The following is a 22,031-nucleotide window of genomic DNA, read 5'->3' on the forward strand; positions in this document are numbered from 1 at the left end:
GGGCTTTTTGGAGATGTTGCAATGACCGTTTCTTCCACGCTTGCCGACAAGGTCGCTCTCGTCACCGGCGCCTCATCAGGTATTGGTGAGGCAACAGCCACGGCGCTGGCCGCCGCTGGGGCAAAGGTGGCGGTCGCCGCCCGCCGTGCCGATCGGCTCGAAGCGCTGGCCGCGCGCATCGAAAAGGCCGGCGGAGCGGCGTTGCGCGTCGAGGCTGATGTGACCCGCAACGATGACATCACTGCTGTGGTCGAAAAGGTGATGGCCGAATGGGGCCGGCTGGATATCCTCGTCAACAATGCCGGAGTGATGCTGCTGTCGCCGGCCGCGGAGGCGACGCTCGAGGACTGGCGCCAGATGGTGGAACTCAACCTGCTGGCCCTGATGGGCATGACCAAGGCAGCCCTACCGCATCTCCGGGCTGCCAAGGGTCATATCGTCAATGTCTCGTCCGTCGCCGGCCGCGTCGCCAATCCCGGCGCCAGCGGCTATGCGGCGACCAAATTCGGCGTCGTCGGTTTTTCGGAATCGCTGCGGCGTGAGGTCTATGCCGACAAGGTCCGCGTTACCGTCATCGAGCCCGGCTTGGTGCGCACCGAACTCGGCGACCACATCACCAACGCCGCCTCGAAGGCGGGACTGGACCAGCGCCTCGCCACGATGGAGGCGCTGACCGCCGAGGATGTCGCCGCCGCCATCCTCTATGCGGTCACTCAACCGGCACGCGTCAACGTCAACGAGATCGTCATCAGGCCGACCGACCAGGAGCGCTGAGCAGTCTTTTGGAGCAAGGTTGACGGAGGTCTGTAATCGGCATAATACGTAACCAAATGGATACGCATTATGCCGCAGACTGATCCTGACCGTTCCGTCTTTCGGGCCATTGCCGACCCGACCCGCCGTGCCATTCTCGACCGGTTGCGGCATGGGCCGGCGCCGGTCAACGAACTCGCCGCGGCCTTTTCGCAGAGCCGGCCGGCGATTTCCAAGCATCTGCGGGTTCTGCGCGAGCTGCGCGTCGTCTCCGAGCAGAAGCACGGCCGCGAGCGGCTCTACCGGCTGGAGCCGGCTGAACTGAAGGACGTGGCCGACTGGATCTTGCCCTATCGCGATTTCTGGCAGGCAAGCCTCGGCAATCTGAAGTCTTACCTGGAGAACGAATGATGGCCAGCCACGACAGACCTCGCGCCATTGCCGACGTGTCGACGGGCACGATTCTCGCCACCGTGACGATCGCGTCACCACCCGAGCGGGTGTTTCGCGCCTTGACGGCGGATGATCAGATACCGCTCTGGTGGGGGTCGGACGAGCTCTACCGGACAACGAGACACACGGCAGACGTGCGGCCGGGCGGCACGTGGCGATCGGAAGGCAGGGGCGCCGATGGCCAGGAATTTCATGTCCAGGGCGAATATATCGAGGTCGAGCCGCCGCACCGTCTGGTCATGACATGGAAGGCCCCGTGGGACGGCGACAACGTCACCACCGTGACCTACATGCTCGAAGCGATCGACACCGGAACGCGGCTGATTTTGCGTCATGAGGGGTTCGGCACTCGCGAGGATGCTTGCCGCGATCACGGCCTCGGCTGGGAACGCGTGCTGGGTTGGCTGGCCGCCTTCCTCACGGATGGGGCCGGCGGCAAACCGCAGGGCGTGTTTCACTGCCGGCTGATTCCGCCACGGCCCGACTTTGCCTTCACCCTGACCGATGCGGAAAGGGCGCTGATGAAACAGCATTCGGATTATCTGCGCGGCAAGCTGGGCGAGGGCGGTGTCATCCTGTTCGGACCGGTCGCCGATCCTGTCGGCCCCTGGGGACTCGGCATCGTGCGCGCCGACGATGAGGCCGCTGTGCGGGAATTGACCGAGGCGGACCCGGCGATTCGTTCCGGGTTGGGCTTTCGCTATGAAATCCTGCCGATGATGACCGCCGTGATGTGAAGGCCAGGCGCGCCATACAAGAACGCCCCTCGTGCGTTTTATTGCGCGGGAGGCGTCCTTTTGCCGTCAACCTTCTTCGATTGCTCTCATGAATTGTTGACGGCATATCCAAACGGCCGATCGGGACATCGGTTCCCTACGAACAAAAGTTTTTTCTTCGCACGCGACTGTGGCAAGTGGCCACGGCGTTGCGGCGCAACAGGGCGGGCATTGTCTTTCTCGTGCAGGACCATCGAATTCCGGGCCGCTGGCCGTCAGGCTGTGCTATGCATATTTGTGGGCCAGCCATAGCGGCGAGGCAGCACCCGACAAAATTGAAGCAGACGCCGTATTGCTTTGTACGCAGCCATGGCCGAAAGACCGGCCTCGCCATTTTCGGCGCGCTCCGAACAGGAGAATATTTTGACCGCCACTTCGAATGAACCGCGCAAGCCAGCCTTGCCGAAACACACGGACGCACGCTGATGGCCACCAAACGCGTGCCGCCAACGCCGATCGCTGCCGATGCGACCATCGCCGATATGGTCGAAGCGCTGGACAAGCCGGTCGAATATGTCCGGCGTGTGCTGGAAAAGCTCGAGCGCTGCAAGCGGGCCCACGGCGATGCGCAGGTGCGGATTGGCGTGCGTGGCCGTGCCGAGTGCCCGAACTATCTGATCGAATATATCCGCGAAGATCCCAAGACACGGCAGCTGGTCACCTATCAGGACGCCGCTTACAGCGGCAGCACACATCGCGAACTTGGGCCGCATCACATCGAGGCAACGGCGATCTGGTCGCCGGAGGAAATGAACATCACCGCGGTTTCGGCGCTGATCGGCCGCTTGCGCAATCCGCGAGCGCCATCGCGCTCCGGCAACGAGGACTGACATGGCCATAAAATTCTCCGCCAAGGACCAGCCGGCAGCGTCGGCCGTTGCAAAGCCGGTGAAGCCGGCCGCGGCGCCGAAGGCCGCGCCCGTTGAGGCAGCGACCGACCTGTTCAAGTCACCGGTCGAGACGCCACCGCGCAAGGCGGGTAGGAAAAAATAGCGCCTTGCCGCAGGACGCCGATCGCAGCCTTGTCGTGCTTGCGCCGCGCGGCCTTGCGGCGCCCGCCTTCGACTGCCAGAGCTGTGGCGCTTGCTGTTCCTACTCGGCCGAATGGCCGCGCTTTTCCACCGAGGATGACGCGCAGCTCGACCGTATCCCGGCAAGATATGTCGCGACCAACGAATCCGGCATGCGTTGCGAGGGCGTGCGCTGCTCGGCCCTGACCGGCGAGGTCGGCAAGGCGACGGCTTGCGGCATTTACGACGTCCGCCCGGATGTCTGTCGCGCCTGCATGCCCGGCGACGACGACTGCCTGATGGCGCGCCGGGCGTACGGATTGCCGACGACGTCATAGCCGCGTTTCCGGCGGCTTGTGCTGTTCTACCTTGCTGGCTAGGCTGCATCGGTGCAGGGCTGCGGAGGATCAATCGTGAGCATCGAATTCCTGTTGACGTCGCTGATCGTCGTGGCTTCGCCCGGTACCGGCGTTCTCTACACACTGAGTGCCGGGCTTTCGCGCGGTGCGCGGGCCTCGATCATTGCCGCCTTCGGCTGCACGCTCGGCATCATCCCGCACATGGCCGCCGCCATCACCGGCCTTGCAGCGCTGCTGCACACCAGCGCGATCGCCTTCGAGACGCTGAAATATCTCGGCGTCGCCTATCTGCTCTACATGGCCTGGAACACGCTGAAGGAGAAGGGTGGCCTCAGCGTCGATGAGAATGTCGCGCCGCGCTCGGCCGGCAAGGTGATTGCCACCGGTATCCTCGTCAACGTGCTCAACCCGAAACTGTCGATCTTCTTCTTCGCCTTCCTGCCGCAATTCGTCAGCACCACCGAGCCCAATGCGCTGTCGAGGATGCTGGAACTCAGCTTTGTCTTCATGCTTCTGACCTTCGTGGTTTTCGTCGGCTACGGCATCTTTGCCGCTTCGATCCGCAGCCAAGTCGTGTCGCGGCCGATGGTGCTGACCTGGATGCGTCGCACCTTCGCCGGCGCCTTTGTGATGCTCGGCGCCAAGCTGGCGCTGGCGGACCGCTAGCGCCACAGGGGAAGGCGGTTCAGCTTCGTAGATACCCTCCCTGCACTGGCTCCTGCGCAACTCCGGACGGAAAACCGCCATGGACTTTTCCGGGAATTGCGCGAGGCGCTATCCCTTCACGTAGCCCATCGCCTCGACGATCCGCCCGTTTGCGACACGCATCAGGTTGACGCCGCGCAGCGAGTTGCCGTCGACCATCCAGTAGCGCCAGCGGATCGTCGCGCGGTCGCCGGCCACGAACGTCTCTTCAATGTCGAAGCGTGTGCCGGGTCCGGTGGCGATCGTCGACCACAGTTCGACGCAGGCTGCTTTGCCGGCGTGGCGAGCGCCGTCCGGTGCTGGCGTGGTGTTCTCGATCACACAGCCTTCGTCGACCAGTTCGCTCAGCGCCGATGGGTCGTGACGCTGGAAGACGTCGTTGAAGCGCCGCATGATTTCCGCCGTTGCATCGGAGCGCGAGGCAGCGGCAGTGTCGATGATGTTTTCAGTGGTCATTTGATTTGCTCCTTCCATTCAGTCGTTGGGGTTAGGCAGCCCTGAGCGTGATGGTGGCGACGCCGGCCAGCGCCCGCGGGACGAGCAGGCAATCTTGGCCTTTTGCATCAGCCGCTCGAAATCTTCCGCATCAATACCTCTAAAAATATGTAGACCGATTTACATATTATGTAGACCGATTGTCATATTTGAGGCAAGGCCTATAATGCGCTCTCCTGACAGAGGTTGACATGGCGACTGACACACGCACCCGGATGATCCAGGCGACGGCCCTGCTTTTGCGGCGGCGTGGCTATCACGGGACCTCGCTGAACGACATCTTGAGTGCCAGTGCCGCGCCTCGCGGCTCGCTCTACTTCCATTTCCCGGGCGGGAAGGATCAACTGGTTATCGAGGTGACGCGGGCCAGCGTGGCCGAGGTGACCGAGCGGCTGGGGGCGGCCTTGGCAGCGGAAAAAGATCCGGCGGTGGCCGTCCATCACATCTACCAGTCTGTGGCCCGCATGCTGGAGGAGAATGAGTTTTCGCTCGGCTGTCCGATCGCGCCGGTCGTGCTCGACGCGCCCAACGACGTGCCGGACTTGGCGGAAATCTGCCGCTCCGCCTTCGAGCAGTGGATAGGGCTGCTGCGGGAGGCGTTCGTGCGGGCAGGGGTGGCCGAGCGCCGCGCGCAGGCGCTGGCGCTGCTGGTCGAGTCGTCGCTGGAAGGCCTGATGGTGATTGCCCGCGCCACGCGCGACCGCGCGCCGCTGGCTATTGTGGCAGACGAGGTCGCCGCTTTGGTCGAATCGGCGGTGCTTGCGGGCAAGGTCGCGCAACGCGCTGATGCTGTTGTCTAACGGTCGGTCCGCCAATCGGCGCACCGAAAAAGCTATCGCGAGTTCCTAATGAAAAGGGCGGCCTCTCGGCCGCCCTTCCATATTAAGCGAGATGGCTGGATTAGAAATCCATGCCGCCCATGCCGCCCATGCCGCCGCCCATGCCGCCAGGCATGCCGCCGCCGCCAGCCGAGTCCTTCTTCGGAGCTTCGGCGATCATGGCTTCGGTGGTGACGAGCAGGCCGGCAACCGAGGCTGCGTCCTGCAGAGCCGTGCGTACGACCTTGACCGGGTCGACGATGCCCATGGCGATCATGTCGCCATACTCGCCCGTCTGGGCATTGTAGCCGAAGGTCGCGCCCTTGTTCTCAAGGATCTTGCCGGCAACGATCGATGCTTCCGCACCGGCGTTCGCAGCGATCTGGCGGGCCGGAGCCTGCAGTGCGCGGCGCACGATGTTGATGCCAGCGGCCTGGTCGGCATTGGCGCCGGCAGCCTTGATGTTGGCCGAAGCGCGCAGCAGGGCAACGCCACCGCCGGCAACGATGCCTTCTTCCACGGCCGCGCGGGTCGCGTTCAGGGCGTCGTCAACGCGGTCCTTCTTTTCCTTGACTTCCACTTCCGTCGCACCGCCGACGCGGATCACGGCAACGCCGCCGGCGAGCTTCGCCAGACGTTCCTGCAGCTTTTCCTTGTCGTAGTCCGAGGTGGTCTCCTCGATCTGCTGCTTGATCTGGGCGACGCGGCCCTGGATCTCGGCCTTCTTGCCGGCGCCGTCGACGATGGTGGTGTTCTCCTTGGAGATCGACACCTTCTTGGCGCGGCCGAGCATGTTGAGGCCGACGTTCTCGAGCTTGATGCCGAGGTCTTCCGAGATGACCTGGCCACCGGTGAGGATGGCGATGTCTTCCAGCATGGCCTTGCGGCGATCACCGAAGCCCGGCGCCTTGACGGCGGCGATCTTCAGGCCACCACGCAGCTTGTTGACGACCAGCGTGGCCAGGGCCTCGCCTTCGACATCTTCCGAGATGATGAGCAGCGGCTTCGAGGTCTGCACGACGGCTTCGAGAACCGGCAGCATGGCCTGGAGGTTGGAAAGCTTCTTCTCGTGGAGGAGGATGTAGGCGTCCTCGAGATCGGCAACCATCTTGTCGGCGTTGGTGACGAAATAGGGCGAGAGGTAGCCGCGGTCGAACTGCATGCCTTCGACGACTTCCAACTCGGTCTCGGCGGTCTTGGCTTCCTCAACCGTGATGACGCCTTCGTTGCCGACCTTCTGCATCGCTTCCGCGATCATCTTGCCGACCGACTCGTCGCCATTGGCCGAGATCGTGCCGACCTGCGCAACTTCCTCGGAGGTCTTGATCTTCTTGGCGGCCTTGCCGAGCGCCGTGACGACTTCGGTGACCGCGAGGTCGATGCCGCGCTTCAGGTCCATCGGGTTCATGCCGGCGGCAACCGCCTTGTGGCCTTCCTGGACGATCGACTGAGCCAGAACGGTCGCGGTCGTGGTGCCGTCGCCGGCGATGTCGTTGGTCTTCGAAGCAACTTCGCGGACCATCTGCGCGCCCATGTTCTCGAACTTGTCCTCAAGCTCGATTTCCTTGGCGACGGTGACGCCGTCCTTGGTGATGCGCGGGGCGCCGAACGACTTGTCGATGACGACGTTGCGGCCCTTGGGGCCGAGCGTGACCTTCACCGCGTCGGCGAGGATGTTGACACCGCGCAGCATGCGCTCGCGGGCATCACGGGAGAATTTTACGTCTTTGGCAGCCATGTTTAACTCCTGGCAGGGGCTCGGATCGAGCCCGAAGATTCAAGATTCAGTTGACGGGAAGGCCGATAATCAGCCGATGATGCCCATAATGTCGGATTCCTTCATGATCAGAAGGTCTTCGCCATTGAGCTTGACTTCCGTGCCCGACCACTTGCCGAACAGGATGCGGTCGCCAGCCTTGACGTCCAGCGGAACGAGCTTGCCGCTTTCGTCGCGGGCGCCGGAGCCGACGGCGATGATCTCGCCTTCCTGCGGCTTTTCCTTCGCCGTATCAGGGATGATGATCCCGCCGGCGGTCTTGGATTCGGATTCGACCCGGCGAACGACCACGCGGTCATGAAGCGGGCGGAACTTCGACTTTGCCATTTTTTCTTCCTCGATGAGAACGGTGAGAAACAGTTCCTCCATCCGGCGAAGCCGGACAACAACAAAGTCCGGCGGCGCCGGACCTGTAGTTAGCACTCACCAAGGGCGAGTGCTAACGTGGCGCTGAGATAGGCCGCTGGTTGGCGAGAGTCAAGGCGCGCGGAGTGCCTCTTTCCATCATGATGGTGAACTTACCGAAGCTTGGCCGAACCGAAGACCAGAAGCGGGCAACGTTCCGCCAGCGGATAGCTGCCGCTCGGCACGATACGCACCTCGTAGAACCAGCCACTCGCTTCATCCACCAACGTGGCCAGCGTCGCGAAACTGTACCTCGTTTCGGAGCCCGCATAGACGTCGATCGTGTTGATGGACGCCATGCTCCATCCCGTCTGGGCAGCAAGAGCCTCGCGATCCGGAAACAACCGGTCGAACGCCGTGCGGATTGCCTGGACATCGACGGTATTGTCGCAGTCGTGCGTCGTGCACGCCATCGCAATCCGCCATTTGAGTGCGTGGAAATTCTCGACCCCGCCGGCCAACACCAGGGCGTGGACGCCGCGCAGGTCATCCGCCGTTTCCGGCCGCGCAAAAACGCGGATCGCCGCACGCCTGCCAGGCTTCAGCACTCTTGCGATCTCACCGAACAGCAGACCGCGTGCCGCCTTGGAATCGACCGCCGACAGGCATCCGTCACCGATAACCGCGTCGAAACTTGCCCGTTCCGCGGGGAGGTCGAGCCAGTTGCCGGCCATCGCCTTTCGCGAGGCGTTGTCGCCGGCCCATACGCCCGAAATCATGCTTGCCGATTGATCGATCGCGACCATCGATCTGCCCAGGACTGCCAGTTCAGGGGTCACACCGAGGAGGAGGACATCGGCATCCTTTAGATCAAGTTCGCGATCGAATATGCCGACGGTTTCCGGGGTCGGCCGCAGCGGGGCATCCAGGAGCTTCCAATGCCGATGATAATTGTCCCAATGATTGGTCATTCAAACCTCTTGGAGCCCAAGAAAGTCTGGCGTCGATTGATTAGAGCCGCTTAATAGAAGCGGGCGTGTAAGCCAAGGGTATGGCCATGGCGCGTGTCACCGTCATAACGCATGAACATGACCGGTTCCTGGGCAAGCGCAACCTCATGTTGCGCAGGGGCAGCCCCTATTTGCTTTTCGATGTCCTGGAGCAACTAAAAAGCCGCGGCCATTCAGTCCGGATTCAGCAGGGACCGTCAAAGACACACGGTGCCGACATCGCGGTTCTGCATGTCGATGCGACGACAACGTCCGCCGATTACGTCGACTATGCGCGGGGTTTTCCATTTTGCCTCAACGTCGGCGCGGCCGATATATCCAAACGGCTAATCAGCGGCGCCTTGATAACCGAAGGGGACGCCTGGCAGGGCCCGGTCATTGTCAAAAGCAACCTCAACAATCAGGGCATTCCGGAGATACTCCTCAACCGGCGATCGAAGCGCGCGGGCAAACCGCCGCCTTTTCCGCATCTGCAGGCTGCGCGGCCTTATGAGGTCTATGGTTCTCTTGGCGAGGTTCCGGACGACATCTTCGAATGCGATGACCTGGTGGTGGAAAAGTTCATTCCGGAAACAGAACCCGACGGCTTCGCGGTGCGCTTCTGGGTGTTTTGCGGAGAGCGGGAGCGCTGCACCCGCTATGTCTCGCCAAACAGCCTGGTCAAGGCATCGCAAACGTTTCGACGTGAACCCGTCCCTGTTCCCGACGAAATGCGCGAGCGGCGACGTGAGCTGGGCTTTGACTACGGGAAATTCGATTTCGTCCTGCACGAGGGCAGGGCCATCCTACTCGACGCCAACAAGACTCCCGGCCGTCCCCAAAACCTCGTGAAGATGTTCGCGGCCGGCGCCTCCGATCTGGCCGACGGCTTCGAGGGCCTCATTCGTCGGGCGAGATAGACCAGCAACCGGCCAGGATCGCCGCTCCCGCCTGTTGCCATCGGTTGCAGCAGTTCATGGGCCTGCCTGCCGATACGGTCATCAGGCCAGGCGACTACGCGTTCTTGCGGCCGACGCAGAGCGAAGCAGTGCTGCAGCAGTTCGGGCCGATCGCGGTGCTATCCGGCGGCAGGATTGTGGATCGTTGGCCGGTGTTGCCGACGATGTGAACATGTCGGAGATACTTGACTAAGTCAAGTAAATGATTGATCCTGTGAAGACAGGGGATGTCCATGACGGTTCACCATCAGTCCGGCAATGATGCGCCCAACAAGGAGCGAATCGACGCGGTGCGGGCTTTCAACCGCTTCTACACCCGCCAGATCGGGCTGCTCGACGAAGGGTTGCTGAAAAGCGCCTTCTCCCTGACCGAGGCGCGTGTGCTCTACGAATTGGCGCATCGCGACGGCCTGACCGCGACCGACCTCGGACGCGATCTCGGTCTCGACGCCGGCTATGTCAGCCGTTTGCTGAAAAAGTTCGAGCGCCTTCACCTCATCTCCAGGTCGACGCTGGTTTCGGACGCCCGGCAATCGTCGATTGCGCTGACGCAGGCGGGCAGGAAAGCCTTCGCACCGCTGAACAAGGATTCGCACGATCAGGTCCGGGCCCTGCTTGATCGACTGCCCGCGTCGGAGCAGGACCGGCTGGTCAAATCCATGCAGACGGTGCAGCGTCTGCTCGGCGAAAATGCCGAGCCGAGGATCCCCTATCTGTTGAGGCCGCTGCAGATCGGCGACATCGGCTGGGTCACTCGCCGGCAAGGACTGCTCTATGCCCAGGACTATGGCTGGGACGAAACCTACGAGGCGCTGGTCGCCGAAATCCTCGCGGCGTTCGTGAAATCCTACGATCCGAAATGGGAGCGCAGCTGGATCGCCGAGCGGGAAGGCGAGGTCGTCGGCTCGGTCTTCGTCGTACGCAAGTCGGATCAGGTGGCGAAGCTGCGTCTGCTCTATGTCGAACATTCGGCGCGTGGCCTCGGCATCGGCAAGCGACTGGTGGAGGAATGCATCGGCTTTGCCCGCGCCAGGGGATACAAGACGCTGACCTTGTGGACAAACGACATTCTCGCCGCTGCCCGGCATATCTACCAGGCCGCCGGCTTCAAACTGATCGAGGAAGAACCTCACCATTCCTTCGGCAAGGATCTGGTTGGTCAGAACTGGAATCTTGATTTGTTATCTTCCGCCAGAGCGTGATGCCGAAAAGTGTGAAGCGGTTTTCAGACGACGTCATGCTCTATCTCTTTGATTAGAGGCGGATTCAGATTTCAGGTCGAGTCGACCTGAAATCATCTGGCTTTCCGCTCTCGGCCAATTTGATCGAAATTGCGCACTCCGCGCAATCCGCTCGACAATGGCTGACAGCCATCGCTTGACAGCGCTGGGCCTCATGCACTAGTACGTTATGTTATTACATAAAGGGGTGTGTGGTCGCACGCGGCTTCGGCTCCGATCGTGGCGACCGAGAAATCCGTTGCGAAGCAATCTGGGGAAAACTAGGGTGGAATGGTGATGGTCCCCGAGTCGAAAGGCGAGGGGTGAAAAGGGAACACGGTGAGATCCGCCTCGGATCGAGGCCGTGGCTGCCCCCGCAACTGTAAGCGGTGAGCGAGATCCAAAATGCCACTGGCCGGCAAGGCTGGGAAGGCAGGATTGCGCCGAGACCCGCGAGCCAGGAGACCTGCCATTACAGAGTTGACCGGACGGGGTGTGCCGGGAGGAGACGTGGACGTCGGTCTGTCGACCGACCGCCAACATCCTTCCGTCGCCAATCGAGAAAGACGGAAAGTTGGGCGCCGCCATCGATCGTATTCACCGTATCGTCGTATGCACGCTTTGCCGCGACATCCCGACAGGGACCAGGTCGGGCGAAGCTTTGTGCGCCGATTTGCGCTCCCGGCTCTCGGCCCACATCGAGCCAGTTGTAGCGCAGGGTTTCATGGTCGAGGGCGTGGCTTGCATGGCGGGCTGTGCACGGCCGCTCGCGGTGGCCTTCCAGGCGCCCGGCAAGGCAGCCTATCTCTTCGGGTCCATCGATGCGGAAGCCGATGCCGGCGATCTCGTGCGATTTGCCAGACTCTACGCCTCGCTCGCCGATGGCTGGTGCAATGCCGGACAACGTCCGCCGCGGCTGGCCGGCAAGACGCTGGCCCGCATCCCCGGACCGGGCAAGCCTTCGGAGGACAGCCGATGACAGTGCCGCTTCTCGAAGCGCGCGATCTGGGCGCGGTGGCGAATGGCCGGGCTCTGGTCCATGCGGTCAGCCTGTCCATGGCTGTCGGCGATCGCCTCGCCATCATCGGTCCCAACGGTGCCGGCAAGACCACACTGCTGCGCATGTTGTCGGGCATGCTCAGGCCAAGTTCCGGAGAGGTAAAGCTTGGCGGCCGCCGCCTCGACAGGATATCGGCCGCCGAGCGGGCCCTGCACATCGCCGTCGTCGGCCAGACCGACCAGCCGGATCCGCGGCTGGCGGTGATCGACTATGTCGAGCTTGGCCGCGTTCCGCATGCCGGCCTGAGGCACAGGAGCGAGGAACGCGACATTGTCGTGGACGCGCTGCGACGGACCGGCCTGCTGCCGCTGCTTGGACGCACCATTGGCTCGCTGTCGGGCGGCGAGCGCCAACGCGCTCAGCTCGCACGCGCCATCGCCCAGGAACCGAAAGTGTTGTTTCTCGACGAGCCGACCAACCATCTGGACCCACGCGCCCGCGCGGAACTGCTCGAACTCGTTGCTGGCTTCGGCATGACGGTGATCGCGGTGCTGCACGATCTGGCCCTGGTGGCGCCCTTCGCCACCAGGGTCGCGGTGATGAACGAGGCCCGGCTGCATGCGCTGGCGGCGCCCCGCGAAGCGCTGACGCAACAACTGATCCGCGAGATTTTCGGCGTCGACGTGTTTCGCCTGCGCCATCCCACCGAGGATCGCGAACTGACCGTGTTCGATGTTCCGAACCGTGCCGCGCCTTCCTGACCGAAACCGACTTTCATCCGACACAGTTCAACCAAGGAGCAAAAATCGTGAAACGCCTCGCCTTGTCGCTCGTCTTCTCGCTGCTGGCCTCGGCAGCTTTCGCCTTCCCGGTCACCGTCGACAGTTGCGGCAAACCGCTGACCTTCGATGCGCCGCCCAAACGCGCCGTCATTCACGATCTCAACATGGCGGAGATGGCCTTCGCGCTGAAGCTGCAGCCGTCGATCGTCGGCCTGACCGGCATCACCGGATGGTATAAGGTGGGCCCCGAATTCAAGGCCGAGCAGGGTTCAATTCCGGAACTGGCGCCAAAATACCCGACGCTCGAAAATCTCGTAGCGGTCGAGCCTGATTTCTTCTTCGCCGGCTGGTACTATGGCATGAAGCCGGGCGGCGATGTGACGCCCGACACGCTCGCGCCACACGGCATCAAGACGCTGGTGCTGACGGAAAGCTGCGTCCATCTCGACAAGAACCGGCCCGCCGCCTCGATGGACCTTCTCTACGGCGATGTCGAAAAACTGGGCAAGATCTTCGGCAAGGAGGCCGAGGCGGAGAAGCTCGTTGCCGGCTGGAAGAGCCAACTCGCTGACATCACCGCCAAGGTCGGCGATCGCAAGGGAACACGGGTATTCCTCTACGATTCCGGCGAGGACAAGCCATTCACCGCCGGAAAATTCGCCATCCCCAGCGCCATGATCACGGCAGCCGGCGGCGACAACATCATGGCCGACATGGACACAAGCTGGGGCAACACCGACTGGGAAACGGTGGCGTCGCGCAATCCGCAATTCCTCATCCTGCTCGACTACCAGGACGGTGGCGGCTACAAGAAGCTCCTCGACTTCCTCAAGGCCCATCCGGCGATGAAAGAGACGGATGCGGTCAAGAACGAGCGTTTCGTGGCCCTGCGCTATGCCGAACTCACGCCCGGACCGGCAAACATCGAAGCGATCGGCAAGATCTCCAGGGCGATGCATCCGGAAGCGTTCTGATGCATCTCGCCCTGAAGCACAAATCCGGCGCGCTCTCAGGGCACAAGGCATTCCCGCTGGCCATGGCGGCGGGCGCGGTGGCGACCGTCGCTCTCGTGCTGCTGTCGATCGCCTATGGTTCGACGCTGATACCGCTGACCGACGTCATTGCCGCACTTGGCCATGCCGTTGGGTTAAATGAACATCAGGTGTCGGGCCCGGTTGGCAAGATCGTCGTCGATCTGCGGCTGCCGCGCACGATCCTGGCAGTCTGTGTCGGCGCGGGCCTCGGCATGGTCGGCGCGTTGCTGCAGACGGTGACGCGTAACGATCTCGCCGATCCCTTCCTGTTCGGCCTGTCTTCGGGGGCCGCCGCGGGCGCGGTTTCCGTCATCACCGTCTTTGGTGACAGTTTCGGCATCTGGACCTTGCCGATCGCGGCCTTCACCGGCGGCATACTGGCAGCGGGCATCGTGCTGCTGCTGGTCGCGCGGGTAAGGGGGCAGGGCCCGGAACGCTTGATCCTCGCCGGGCTTGCCGTCTCCTTCATGTTCACGGCGTTGACCAACTACCTGGTCTTTGCCGGAGACCAGCGCGCGGCCCATTCGGTGCTGTTCTGGACGATGGGCGGGCTTGGGCTGGCGCGCTGGGACAATGTGTGGCTGGGCGCGTTGGGGGCCGGCACGATTGCGATTTACGGGCTGTGGAACCATCGCAGGCTGGACGCCTTCCTGGCTGGTGAAAGTGCCGCCGAAAGCCTTGGTGTGCCCGTGGCAAGGATGCGCAGGGCGACATTCCTCGTCGCCGCCTTCTCGACGGCAATCCTGGTCTCGGTCGCCGGCGTCATCGGCTTTGTCGGATTGATGATCCCGCATTTGTCGCGGCCGCTGGCCGGCCCCTTGCATTTGCGTCTGATCGCAAGCTGCGCGCTGTTTGGGGCGGTGCTTTTGCTGGCAAGCGATCTTCTGGCCCGCACGCTTCTGCCGCCACAGGAATTGCCGATCGGCATCATCACCAGTTCGCTCGGCGCGTTCTTCGTCGTCACGATGGTCGTTCGAAATCGCCTGTGAGGACGTTCGGTTCTGCTTTTTCAGGTTCCTTCTAAAAAGCTCACGACGCTTACTTCTTGCTAACCATGACCGTGTCGCATGGCTGTCCTGCACATTTTGCCGGCTTCCGTTGCGATTTGGCACCTTGAATAGTAAGCACGCTTATTATAAGTATCGCTCATGGTTTCTGATGGCATCGATAGATTGGGATTTTTAATCCACGACGTACAGCGTCTGCTGCGCAAGCGCTTCGAGATGCGCGCCAGCGGGCTTGGCCTGTCGTCGGCGCAGTGGCGCCTTATGGTGCGTGTCGCCAAGGAGGCGGGGGTCTCCCAGGCCCGGCTCGCGGAATTGCTCGAAATCGAGCCCATCAGCGTCTCGCGCCTTGTCGACCGGATGGAGGAGGGCGGCTGGATCGAACGCCGCGCCGCCGCCGCCGACCGCCGAGTGCGGATGATTTTCCCGACCGCCAAGGCGAGCGCGGCCTATGCCGAGGTCAAGAGCCTCGCCGGCGAGGTCTATGAGGAATCGCTTGTCGGCGTTTCGCCGGAGGACCGTCGCGTCCTGATCAGGTCGCTCGATGTGATGGCGCAAAATCTCGCGGATGGCGATTCATCGTCGGACGAAAAGGTCAAGAATACAGAAGGCGCAGCAGCATGAACGCGGTAGCCAAGATAGACGAGAGCGCCCCCAAGGTGGAGATGGAAGCACCGGCCCAGCCGGCTGCTGCTCCTGTTGCCGTCGCTCCTCCCGTGCAGCCAGTGCCAGCGCCGAAGAAGCGCCGCATGGGCCGTTTTTTTCTGATGTTCGCCTTGCCGGCGGCCCTGGTCATCGGCGGCGGCTATGTCTGGGTGACCGGCGGACGCTATCAGGAGACGGAGAACGCCAATCTGCAGCAGGCCAAGGTATCGATTGCTTCAGATACGGCGGGACGTATCGTCCAGGTCGCCATATCGGACAATCAGATGGTGAAGCAGGGCGATCTGCTGTTCGCCATCGACCCCGAGCCTTACCGCATCGCGCTTGCCCAGGCTGACGCGGCTGTTGCTGCCGCGCGCCTCAATGTCGAGCAGTTGCGCGCCGCTTACAGCCAGGCAATGGCGCAGGAGAAGTCCGCCAGCAGCGAGGTCGACTACGCCCAGTCGCAGTATGGCCGTGCCGCCGATCTTGCCCAGAAAGGCATCAACGCCAAGTCTTCACTCGACCAGGCCAGGAACGATCTCGACAAGGCAAAGCAGCAGCTTGCCGTTGCCCAGCAGGGCATCATCAGCGCCAAGGCCGCCCTCGGCGGCAACCCGGACATCGAAACCGACAAGCATCCGACGGTGATGTCGGCGCTCGCCGCCCGCGACAAAGCCGCCTACGACCTGGCGCAGACTACGGTGAAAGCGCCCGCCGATGGCGTCATCTCCCAGGCCTCGTCCTTCAAGGTCGGCCAGTTTGTCGGCTCCGGCACGCCGCTGTTTTCGCTGGTCGAGACCGGCGACACCTGGATCGATGCCAATTTCAAGGAAACCCAGCTCACCAACATGAAGCCGGGTCAGAAGGCCGAGATCGTCGTCGACACCTATCCGGGCAGGACCTTCGAGGCGACCGTCAAGGCGATCGGTGCTGGAACCGGTGCGGAATTCTCGCTGCTGCCCGCGCAAAATGCCACCGGCAACTGGGTCAAGGTTACCCAGCGCATCCCCGTGCGCCTGGAACTGACCGACCCCGACGCCAAGATGGCACTGCGTACCGGCATGAGCGCCTCCGTCACCGTCGATACGGGCGTTGCGCGCGGTTTTCCGGCCATGTTCGGTCACGCAACGGCTGGCGAGCCCGCGCAATAAGTCGGCGGAAGCCCGCGGGGACCAGGCGGGTGGAAGCGAATAGCAGGATTGGTCCGATGGGCGGCGCGGGAAGGATCAGTGCCTGGTTCGAGCCGCGTCGTGGTTCGGCCGACATCTGAAATCTTCGACTCGGCCCCGTCGGTTCTCATGTTTCCGGGCGGCAGGCATCCGCTCACTCGAGACTTTCGGTCGATGTAACCCCCACATCGATAATCGCGTCCCACCGTGATGAAGGTCTCTCAACGGAAGGCCTTGCCGCCCGGAAACCCTGTGTACACGTTTTTGTTACCTGCTGGAAGTTCCGCGCATGAGCACGTCCGAACCCTTCAAAGAAGTGCCGCACCGCGGCCTGATCACGGTAGCGCTCATGCTGGCGACGATCATGCAGGCGCTCGACACGACCATCGCCAATGTCGCGCTGCCGACGATGACCGGCGATCTCGGCGCCTCCCCGGACAACATAAACTGGGTGCTGACCTCCTACATCGTGGCCGCCGCCATCATGACGCCGGTCACCGGCTGGCTTGCCGATCGCTTCGGCCGCAAGGAATTGTTCCTGACGGCGGTGGTCGGCTTCACCATCTTCTCCATGCTGTGCGGCCTGGCGTGGAGTCTGGAAACCATGGTGCTTTTCCGGCTGATGCAAGGGGTGTTCGGCGCCGCGATCGTGCCGCTGTCGCAGACCTTCCTGCTCGACATCAATCCCAAGGAACGTCACGGCCAGGCAATGGCCATCTGGGGCGCCGGCATCATGCTGGGGCCGATCCTTGGCCCGACGCTGGGCGGCTGGCTGACCGAGAACTTCAACTGGCGCTGGGTGTTCTTCATCAACCTGCCGGTCGGCATCGTCGCCTTCCTTGGCATGGCCGCCTATTTGCCGGTCGTTGCCCGGCGCGTGCGCAGCTTCGATTTCTTCGGCTTTGCCATGATATCGCTCGGCGTCGGCGCGCTGCAGCTGCTGCTCGACCGCGGTGGCGAGGTCGACTGGTTTTCCTCGGTCGAGATCTGGATCGAGCTGGGGCTTTCGATCACCGGCTTCTGGGTGTTCATCATTCACACGGTCACATCGGAACATCCCTTCATCGATCCGAAGATTTTCCTCGACCGCAATTTCGTGACCGGGCTGGCGTTCATCTTCGTCATGGGTGTGCTGATTTTGGCTTCCATGTCACTGCTGCCGCCGATGCTGTCCACCATCTTCGGCTATCCGACCGTCACCATCGGCATCGTCATGGGCCCCCGTGGCGTCGGCACGATGGTTTCGATGCTCGTCGTCGGACGCATCATGAGCAAGATCGACGCCAGGATTCTCGTCGTCATCGGCTTTCTGCTGACGGCGCAGTCGCTCTACACCATGGCCAGCTTCACGCCGCAGATGGACAACTGGCTGATCATCAGCTCCGGCGTGATCCAGGGCCTGGGCATGGGAATGGTGTTCGTGCCGCTGTCGACGGTTGCCTTCGCCACGCTCGACGCACGCTACCGCACCGATGCAACCTCATTGTTCAGCCTGGTGCGCAATCTTGGCTCGTCGATCGGCGTCTCTGTCGTGACCGTGCTGCTGGTGCGCAACACGCAGGTCAATCACGCCGAACTTTCCGCCTTCATCAGCCCGTTCAACCCCAATCTCTGGGCAGTCTCGCCGGCTGCGGCGGGTGGCGATCCAATGGCGCTGTCGGAGGTGGACCGCATGGTCAATCTCCAGGCCATGATGATCTCCTACGTCAACGACTTCAAAATACTGATGGTGATGACGCTGCTCGCCATCCCCTTTGTCTTCCTGCTGCGCAAGCCGACGGCCGGTCCGGCCGGCGGCGCGCCTGCAGCGCATATGGACTAGACCCGGCGGCAGGCGGTCTGCCTGCTGCCAATATGGACTAGGATGGACCAGGATCGCCGGGTCGATTGGTCCCAGCCCGCTGTCCAGGCGGACTGCATGTTCCATCATTGATCAGCTGGATGACGTTCTTCCACCATCCGAACTGGGACGTCGAGATCAAGGTGCTGGACGCCTGTCTTGCCGATGGCGAAGCGCCGAATACGAGGCGGTGCGCTCCGGTCCCTATCTGATGGGGAAATTCAAGGCGACGCCCAAATTGGAGCGCTACCTGCCGAGAACCAGCGCCCAATAGCGCAGATTAGGATCACGTCCGTCGCGGACATAGGCGAGCCCGAAGCGGCTGAAATCCGGGTCGAGGATGTTGCGCCGGTGGCCCTGCGAATGCATCCAGATGTCGAACAGTTTTTGCTGGTCGAAGCGGCCCTCGGCGATGTTCTCGGCCGCGGCACCCCGCACTCCGTTGTCCTTCATGCGCGAGGCGAAATCATTGCCCCAACCTGTGGTATGGCTCATGCGCTCCCGCGACGCCATGTAGCCGGCCTGCTGGAGTGCTGCTTGTTCCAGCTGTGCATCGGGAACCAGCGGCCCCAGTCCCGCGGTGGCTCGCAGGCTGGCCAGCGTGCCGGTGGCGGAGGAGGAGACCCCCGCACCTTGACCGGTCGGCACAGAAACGGTGCCGCAGGCGGCCAGCCCGGCCAACGCCGCGAGGCCGGCTGCCTTGAGCCACATGCGCCTGTTCAGGCCTGCTTGACGGATTTCGATTTTTTCAGCGGTCATGCTTGCCTGACATAGTCGCGATCATGGCTTTTGCCGGGCCGGGCAATGAAAATCGCGTGAGGAGAGTCGAAATGCCGTCCATGCGGCGACAATCCCGGGAAGATCGGCTATGATGCCGGCGTTCTTGAAGTGGCAGCTACGGGCGGCCATCCCAGGCGGTGACCGCCCCCCGAGAAAAACGGAGGAAGGTTATGGCCGGCTTTCATGTCATGGCGGACGCGCGCGGAATGCATGTGCAGCCCACGGTGCGCCACATCAGGACGTCCGACCTCTGGGATGCGCTGCGGCTCGGCGCAGAAGATTTCTGGGCAAAACCATCCCACTACGTGTTCCTGTGCCTGATTTACCCGATCGTCGGCCTGATCCTCGCCCGGTGGTCGTCGGGCTCCAATGCCATCCAGCTCGTCTATCCCTTGATGTCGGGCTTTGCGCTGGTCGGCCCGTTCGCCGCCATCGGGCTCTACGAGATCAGCCGCCGCCGCGAGCTCGGCATGAACACCAGCTGGTGGCATGCCCTCGATGTCCGTCGCTCCCCGGCGCTGCCCTCGATCGCCGCCATCGGCATCATGCTGTTCGCCCTGTTCCTTTTGTGGCTATTCACGGCACAGTCGATCTACACCAGCCAGTTTGGTGACCAGCCACCAGCTTCCGTCGGCGCCTTCCTGCGTGACGTTCTGACGACCAGCAAGGGCTGGACGCTGATCCTCGCCGGCAATGCCGTGGGGTTTGTCTTCGCCGTGGTCGTGCTGGCCACCACCGTGATCGCCTTCCCGCTGTTGCTCGACCGTGATGTCGGCGCCGTCTCGGCAATCGAGACATCGGCCCGCGCGGTGATGGCGAACCCGCTGCAGATGGCGCTGTGGGGTCTGACGGTCGCCGTGCTGCTGGTGATCGGTTCTATCCCGCTGTTTGCCGGGCTGGCCGTCGTGATGCCGATCCTGGGCCATGCTACCTGGCATCTGTACCGCAAGGTGGTCGAGCCGGCGCAGATCCCGCCGATCCGTCGGCCAATGTAGGACGCCTTCAGCGCTGCGCGTCGGTCGCCATCTTCAGCGCCAGCGCCGTCAGCACGGTTCCCATCGTCCAGCGCCGTCAATCGAAGGCGCCGATCGGGCGGACAGGCGGCGGTTCGCGTCGATCTCCAGCGACAGGCAGGCGAAAGCTGGTGACAGCATGGGCCGGTTCGGATAATTCGGACCGGCTGCGGCGAACCGTCGGCCGTGGCACTTGCAACAATCACATTGAAGGAAACGGCATGGCGGATTCGCCTGAAATCGTCGGCTCGCTCGAAGACGCGTCGAAAGCCTATTCGGCGATTCTTTGCGATGTCTGGGGCGTCGTCCACAACGGCGAATGGCATTTTCCGGCAGCCGCCGCGGCGCTGGCGAGGGCAAGGGCAGACGGCGTTCCGGTTGTGCTTATTACCAATTCACCCCGCCGCAGCGCCGATGTCGTGGCACAGATGAGCGTGATCGGCGTTCCCCCGTCGGCCTACGACCGTGTCGTGACCTCGGGCGACGTGACCCGCGACCTGATCGCGGAGGGCCCGCGCAAAGTCTTCCACATCGGCGCCGACCGCGATTTGACCCTCTATGATGGCCTGGATGTCGAGCTGGTCGAGGAATTCGAGGCCGCCGGCATCGTGTGCACCGGGCTGTTCGACGACGAAGTCGAAAAGCCTGAGGACTATACGGAGCTGTTGCGGCGATTGCGCGCCAGGAACCTGCCGTTCATCTGCGCCAACCCCGATATCATGGTGGAGCGCGGCGAACGGATCATCTGGTGCGCCGGCGCCCTGGCGCGCGACTATGCCCAGCTCGGCGGTCGCACGCTGATCGCCGGAAAGCCCTACGCGCCGATCTATGACGTCGCGATGAAGGAGGTGGCCGAGGTTCTCGGACGGCCGGTCGAGCGTTCGCAGGTGTTGGCCATCGGCGATGGCATCATGACCGACGTCAAGGGCGCGGCCGACAATGGCTTCGACGTTCTCTATGTCTCTGGCGGCATTCACGCCCGCGACTATGGCGACGCCTTGCGGCCGGATCCGGCAAAGCTCGGGCTCTTCCTGGAACGGCACGGCTATCGTCCGGTGTCCGTCATAGCCAGACTACAGTAGGTGGCAATGGTGGCTTTCCAGCATCTTTCAGCAACGGCGCCGCTGCCCGCCGATCTGCGTGGTGGTGTCGTCGCGATCGGCAATTTCGACGGCGTCCATCGTGGCCATCAGGCGGTGCTCGAACGGGCGTTGGCCGAGGCCACGCGGCGCGGCGTGCCGGCCTTGGTGCTGACCTTCGAGCCGCATCCCCGAAAGGTTTTCAGGCCGAACATGCCGCTGTTCGTGCTGACGCCGCCGCCGATGAAGGCGCGCCTCCTGTCGTTGCTGGGCTTTGCCGCGCTCGTCGAGCAGCCCTTCACGCGGGATTTCGCCTCGCTGTCGGCGGAAGCTTTCATCACCGACGTCTTGGAGAGGACGCTCGGCATCACTCACGCCGTGACCGGTTTCGATTTTCATTTCGGCAAGGACCGGCAGGGCGGGCCGGCCTATCTCATGGCGGCTGGCGAGCGCCATGGTTTCGGCGTCACGCTCGTCGACGCCTTTCGAGACGAGGGTGCCGAGGTGGTTTCGTCAAGCCGAATCCGGGGCTTGCTGTGCGATGGCGAGGTAGCCGAAGCCGCTAGTCTGCTTGGCTATCGCTTCACGGTGGAAAGCGAGGTCGTGGGCGGCCAACAGCTCGGGCGAACGCTCGGCTTTCCGACCGCGAATATGAGGCTTGCCGCGGAGGCCGCTCTCAAGGAAGGTATCTATGCCGTCCGCTTTCGCCGCGCCGACGGCACGCTGCACGATGGCATCGCGAGCTTCGGCCGCCGCCCGACCGTCGACGACAATGGCGCACCGCTCCTGGAAACCTTTGTCTTCGATTTTTCCGGCGATCTCTATGGCGAGACCTGCCAGGTGTCGTTCTTCGGCTTCCTGCGCAGCGAGATCAAATTCGACGGGCTGGATGCACTGGTCGTACAGATGAGGCGGGACGAAGCCGAGGCTCGCGCGCTGCTTGCCGGCGTCAAGCCGCTGTCCAGCCTGGACGCGGCAGTGGCGTTTTAAGGCATGGTCCCGAAAACCGGTGCCGGCTTCCGGCCG

25 protein-coding genes, 1 pseudogene and 1 riboswitch are annotated in these 22,031 nt (G+C 62.9%); of the genes and pseudogenes, 21 read left to right on the forward strand and 5 right to left on the reverse strand.

Annotated features, from left to right (window positions below):
* The first annotated feature begins 21 nt into the window (after positions 1-21).
* From FJ958_RS00890 to FJ958_RS00915, 7 genes are all read left to right on the forward strand, one after another.
* Entirely contained in the window at positions 22-774 is a 753-nt protein-coding gene (locus tag FJ958_RS00890) for an SDR family NAD(P)-dependent oxidoreductase (protein WP_140738191.1), read from the forward strand.
* Between the two features lie 69 nt (positions 775-843).
* On the forward strand, positions 844-1,164 hold the full coding sequence (locus FJ958_RS00895) for a metalloregulator ArsR/SmtB family transcription factor (protein ID WP_140738193.1): 321 nt from the start codon (positions 844-846) through the stop codon (positions 1,162-1,164).
* The gene (locus FJ958_RS00900) at positions 1,161-1,943 is read left to right on the forward strand and encodes an SRPBCC domain-containing protein (protein ID WP_246679453.1); all 783 of its coding nucleotides are present in this window, start codon (positions 1,161-1,163) and stop codon (positions 1,941-1,943) included. Before FJ958_RS00895 ends, FJ958_RS00900 begins: the two co-directional genes overlap by 4 nt.
* A 464-nt stretch (positions 1,944-2,407) precedes the next feature.
* Positions 2,408-2,812, forward strand: a complete 405-nt coding sequence (locus FJ958_RS00905) for a hypothetical protein (protein ID WP_140738196.1) — start codon at positions 2,408-2,410, stop codon at positions 2,810-2,812.
* 1 nt (position 2,813) lies between these two features.
* Positions 2,814-2,975 carry a hypothetical protein gene (locus FJ958_RS31455; protein ID WP_181176246.1) on the forward strand — a complete coding sequence of 54 codons (162 nt, stop codon included), beginning with the start codon at positions 2,814-2,816 and terminating at the stop codon, positions 2,973-2,975.
* 34 nt (positions 2,976-3,009) lie between these two features.
* Positions 3,010-3,330 (forward strand): YkgJ family cysteine cluster protein, encoded by a 321-nt coding sequence (locus FJ958_RS00910; RefSeq protein ID WP_246679468.1) that lies wholly within the window; start codon positions 3,010-3,012, stop codon positions 3,328-3,330.
* Positions 3,331-3,405: 75 nt separating this feature from the next.
* Entirely contained in the window at positions 3,406-4,017 is a 612-nt protein-coding gene (locus FJ958_RS00915) for a LysE family translocator (RefSeq protein WP_140738202.1), read from the forward strand.
* 108 nt (positions 4,018-4,125) lie between these two features.
* Here FJ958_RS00915 and FJ958_RS00920 read toward each other — a convergent pair whose 3' ends face one another.
* A complete protein-coding gene (locus tag FJ958_RS00920; protein WP_140738205.1) occupies positions 4,126-4,512 on the reverse strand; it encodes a nuclear transport factor 2 family protein in 387 nt (128 codons plus the stop codon).
* A 230-nt stretch (positions 4,513-4,742) separates the two neighbouring features.
* Here FJ958_RS00920 and FJ958_RS00925 point away from each other — a divergent pair, with 230 nt between their 5' ends.
* Positions 4,743-5,351: a TetR/AcrR family transcriptional regulator gene (locus FJ958_RS00925; protein ID WP_140738208.1), complete on the forward strand. Its 609-nt coding sequence runs from the start codon at positions 4,743-4,745 to the stop codon at positions 5,349-5,351.
* Positions 5,352-5,451: 100 nt separating this feature from the next.
* Here FJ958_RS00925 and groL read toward each other — a convergent pair whose 3' ends face one another.
* The 3 genes from groL to FJ958_RS00940 all read right to left on the reverse strand — a co-directional run bounded on the left by groL (position 5,452) and on the right by FJ958_RS00940 (position 8,462).
* Positions 5,452-7,107 carry a chaperonin GroEL gene (gene groL, locus FJ958_RS00930; protein ID WP_140738211.1) on the reverse strand — a complete coding sequence of 552 codons (1,656 nt, stop codon included), beginning with the start codon at positions 7,105-7,107 and terminating at the stop codon, positions 5,452-5,454.
* 69 nt (positions 7,108-7,176) lie between these two features.
* The gene (groES, locus tag FJ958_RS00935) at positions 7,177-7,473 is read right to left on the reverse strand and encodes a co-chaperone GroES (protein ID WP_010915433.1); all 297 of its coding nucleotides are present in this window, start codon (positions 7,471-7,473) and stop codon (positions 7,177-7,179) included.
* Between the two features lie 191 nt (positions 7,474-7,664).
* Complete coding sequence (locus FJ958_RS00940) at positions 7,665-8,462, reverse strand: class I SAM-dependent methyltransferase (RefSeq protein WP_140738213.1); 798 nt, start codon at positions 8,460-8,462, stop codon at positions 7,665-7,667.
* 86 nt (positions 8,463-8,548) lie between these two features.
* Here FJ958_RS00940 and FJ958_RS00945 point away from each other — a divergent pair, with 86 nt between their 5' ends.
* From FJ958_RS00945 to FJ958_RS00990, 10 genes and pseudogenes are all read left to right on the forward strand, one after another.
* Entirely contained in the window at positions 8,549-9,400 is an 852-nt protein-coding gene (locus FJ958_RS00945; protein WP_140738216.1) for a hypothetical protein, read from the forward strand.
* 47 nt (positions 9,401-9,447) lie between these two features.
* Positions 9,448-9,609: pseudogene (locus FJ958_RS00950) on the forward strand (DSD1 family PLP-dependent enzyme); the annotation flags it as partial.
* A 63-nt stretch (positions 9,610-9,672) separates the two neighbouring features.
* Entirely contained in the window at positions 9,673-10,641 is a 969-nt protein-coding gene (locus FJ958_RS00955) for a helix-turn-helix domain-containing GNAT family N-acetyltransferase (protein ID WP_140738219.1), read from the forward strand.
* A gap of 299 nt (positions 10,642-10,940) precedes the next feature.
* Positions 10,941-11,148, forward strand: a riboswitch (cobalamin riboswitch).
* 4 nt (positions 11,149-11,152) lie between these two features.
* Positions 11,153-11,638: a DUF1636 family protein gene (locus tag FJ958_RS00960; RefSeq protein WP_246679454.1), complete on the forward strand. Its 486-nt coding sequence runs from the start codon at positions 11,153-11,155 to the stop codon at positions 11,636-11,638.
* Positions 11,635-12,420 (forward strand): ABC transporter ATP-binding protein, encoded by a 786-nt coding sequence (locus FJ958_RS00965; RefSeq protein ID WP_140738225.1) that lies wholly within the window; start codon positions 11,635-11,637, stop codon positions 12,418-12,420. The genes FJ958_RS00960 and FJ958_RS00965 overlap by 4 nt, the downstream gene beginning before the upstream one ends.
* Positions 12,421-12,467: 47 nt before the next feature.
* The gene (locus tag FJ958_RS00970) at positions 12,468-13,415 is read left to right on the forward strand and encodes an ABC transporter substrate-binding protein (RefSeq protein WP_140738228.1); all 948 of its coding nucleotides are present in this window, start codon (positions 12,468-12,470) and stop codon (positions 13,413-13,415) included.
* A complete protein-coding gene (locus FJ958_RS00975) occupies positions 13,415-14,464 on the forward strand; it encodes an iron ABC transporter permease (RefSeq protein ID WP_181176247.1) in 1,050 nt (349 codons plus the stop codon). The genes FJ958_RS00970 and FJ958_RS00975 overlap by 1 nt, the downstream gene beginning before the upstream one ends.
* 159 nt (positions 14,465-14,623) lie before the next feature.
* Positions 14,624-15,103, forward strand: coding sequence for a MarR family winged helix-turn-helix transcriptional regulator (locus FJ958_RS00980; RefSeq protein ID WP_140738231.1), 480 nt, complete (start codon positions 14,624-14,626; stop codon positions 15,101-15,103).
* Positions 15,100-16,275, forward strand: a complete 1,176-nt coding sequence (locus tag FJ958_RS00985) for an HlyD family secretion protein (RefSeq protein ID WP_140738234.1) — start codon at positions 15,100-15,102, stop codon at positions 16,273-16,275. The genes FJ958_RS00980 and FJ958_RS00985 overlap by 4 nt, the downstream gene beginning before the upstream one ends.
* A gap of 307 nt (positions 16,276-16,582) precedes the next feature.
* Entirely contained in the window at positions 16,583-18,115 is a 1,533-nt protein-coding gene (locus FJ958_RS00990; protein ID WP_140738237.1) for a DHA2 family efflux MFS transporter permease subunit, read from the forward strand.
* A 264-nt stretch (positions 18,116-18,379) separates the two neighbouring features.
* Here the strand turns inward: FJ958_RS00990 and FJ958_RS00995 are convergent, their stop codons facing one another.
* On the reverse strand, positions 18,380-18,892 hold the full coding sequence (locus FJ958_RS00995; protein ID WP_140738240.1) for a CAP domain-containing protein: 513 nt from the start codon (positions 18,890-18,892) through the stop codon (positions 18,380-18,382).
* Positions 18,893-19,083: 191 nt separating this feature from the next.
* Between FJ958_RS00995 and FJ958_RS01000 the strand changes: the two genes are divergently transcribed.
* From FJ958_RS01000 to FJ958_RS01010, 3 genes are all read left to right on the forward strand, one after another.
* The gene (locus FJ958_RS01000; protein ID WP_140738243.1) at positions 19,084-19,908 is read left to right on the forward strand and encodes a DUF2189 domain-containing protein; all 825 of its coding nucleotides are present in this window, start codon (positions 19,084-19,086) and stop codon (positions 19,906-19,908) included.
* A 239-nt stretch (positions 19,909-20,147) separates the two neighbouring features.
* Positions 20,148-21,008 carry a TIGR01459 family HAD-type hydrolase gene (locus FJ958_RS01005; protein WP_140738246.1) on the forward strand — a complete coding sequence of 287 codons (861 nt, stop codon included), beginning with the start codon at positions 20,148-20,150 and terminating at the stop codon, positions 21,006-21,008.
* 6 nt (positions 21,009-21,014) lie between these two features.
* Complete coding sequence (locus FJ958_RS01010) at positions 21,015-21,995, forward strand: bifunctional riboflavin kinase/FAD synthetase (RefSeq protein WP_140739117.1); 981 nt, start codon at positions 21,015-21,017, stop codon at positions 21,993-21,995.
* Positions 21,996-22,031: the final 36 nt, after the last annotated feature.

This window comes from Mesorhizobium sp. B2-3-5 (genome assembly GCF_006442395.1).
In the GTDB taxonomy this organism is placed as follows: domain Bacteria; phylum Pseudomonadota; class Alphaproteobacteria; order Rhizobiales; family Rhizobiaceae; genus Mesorhizobium.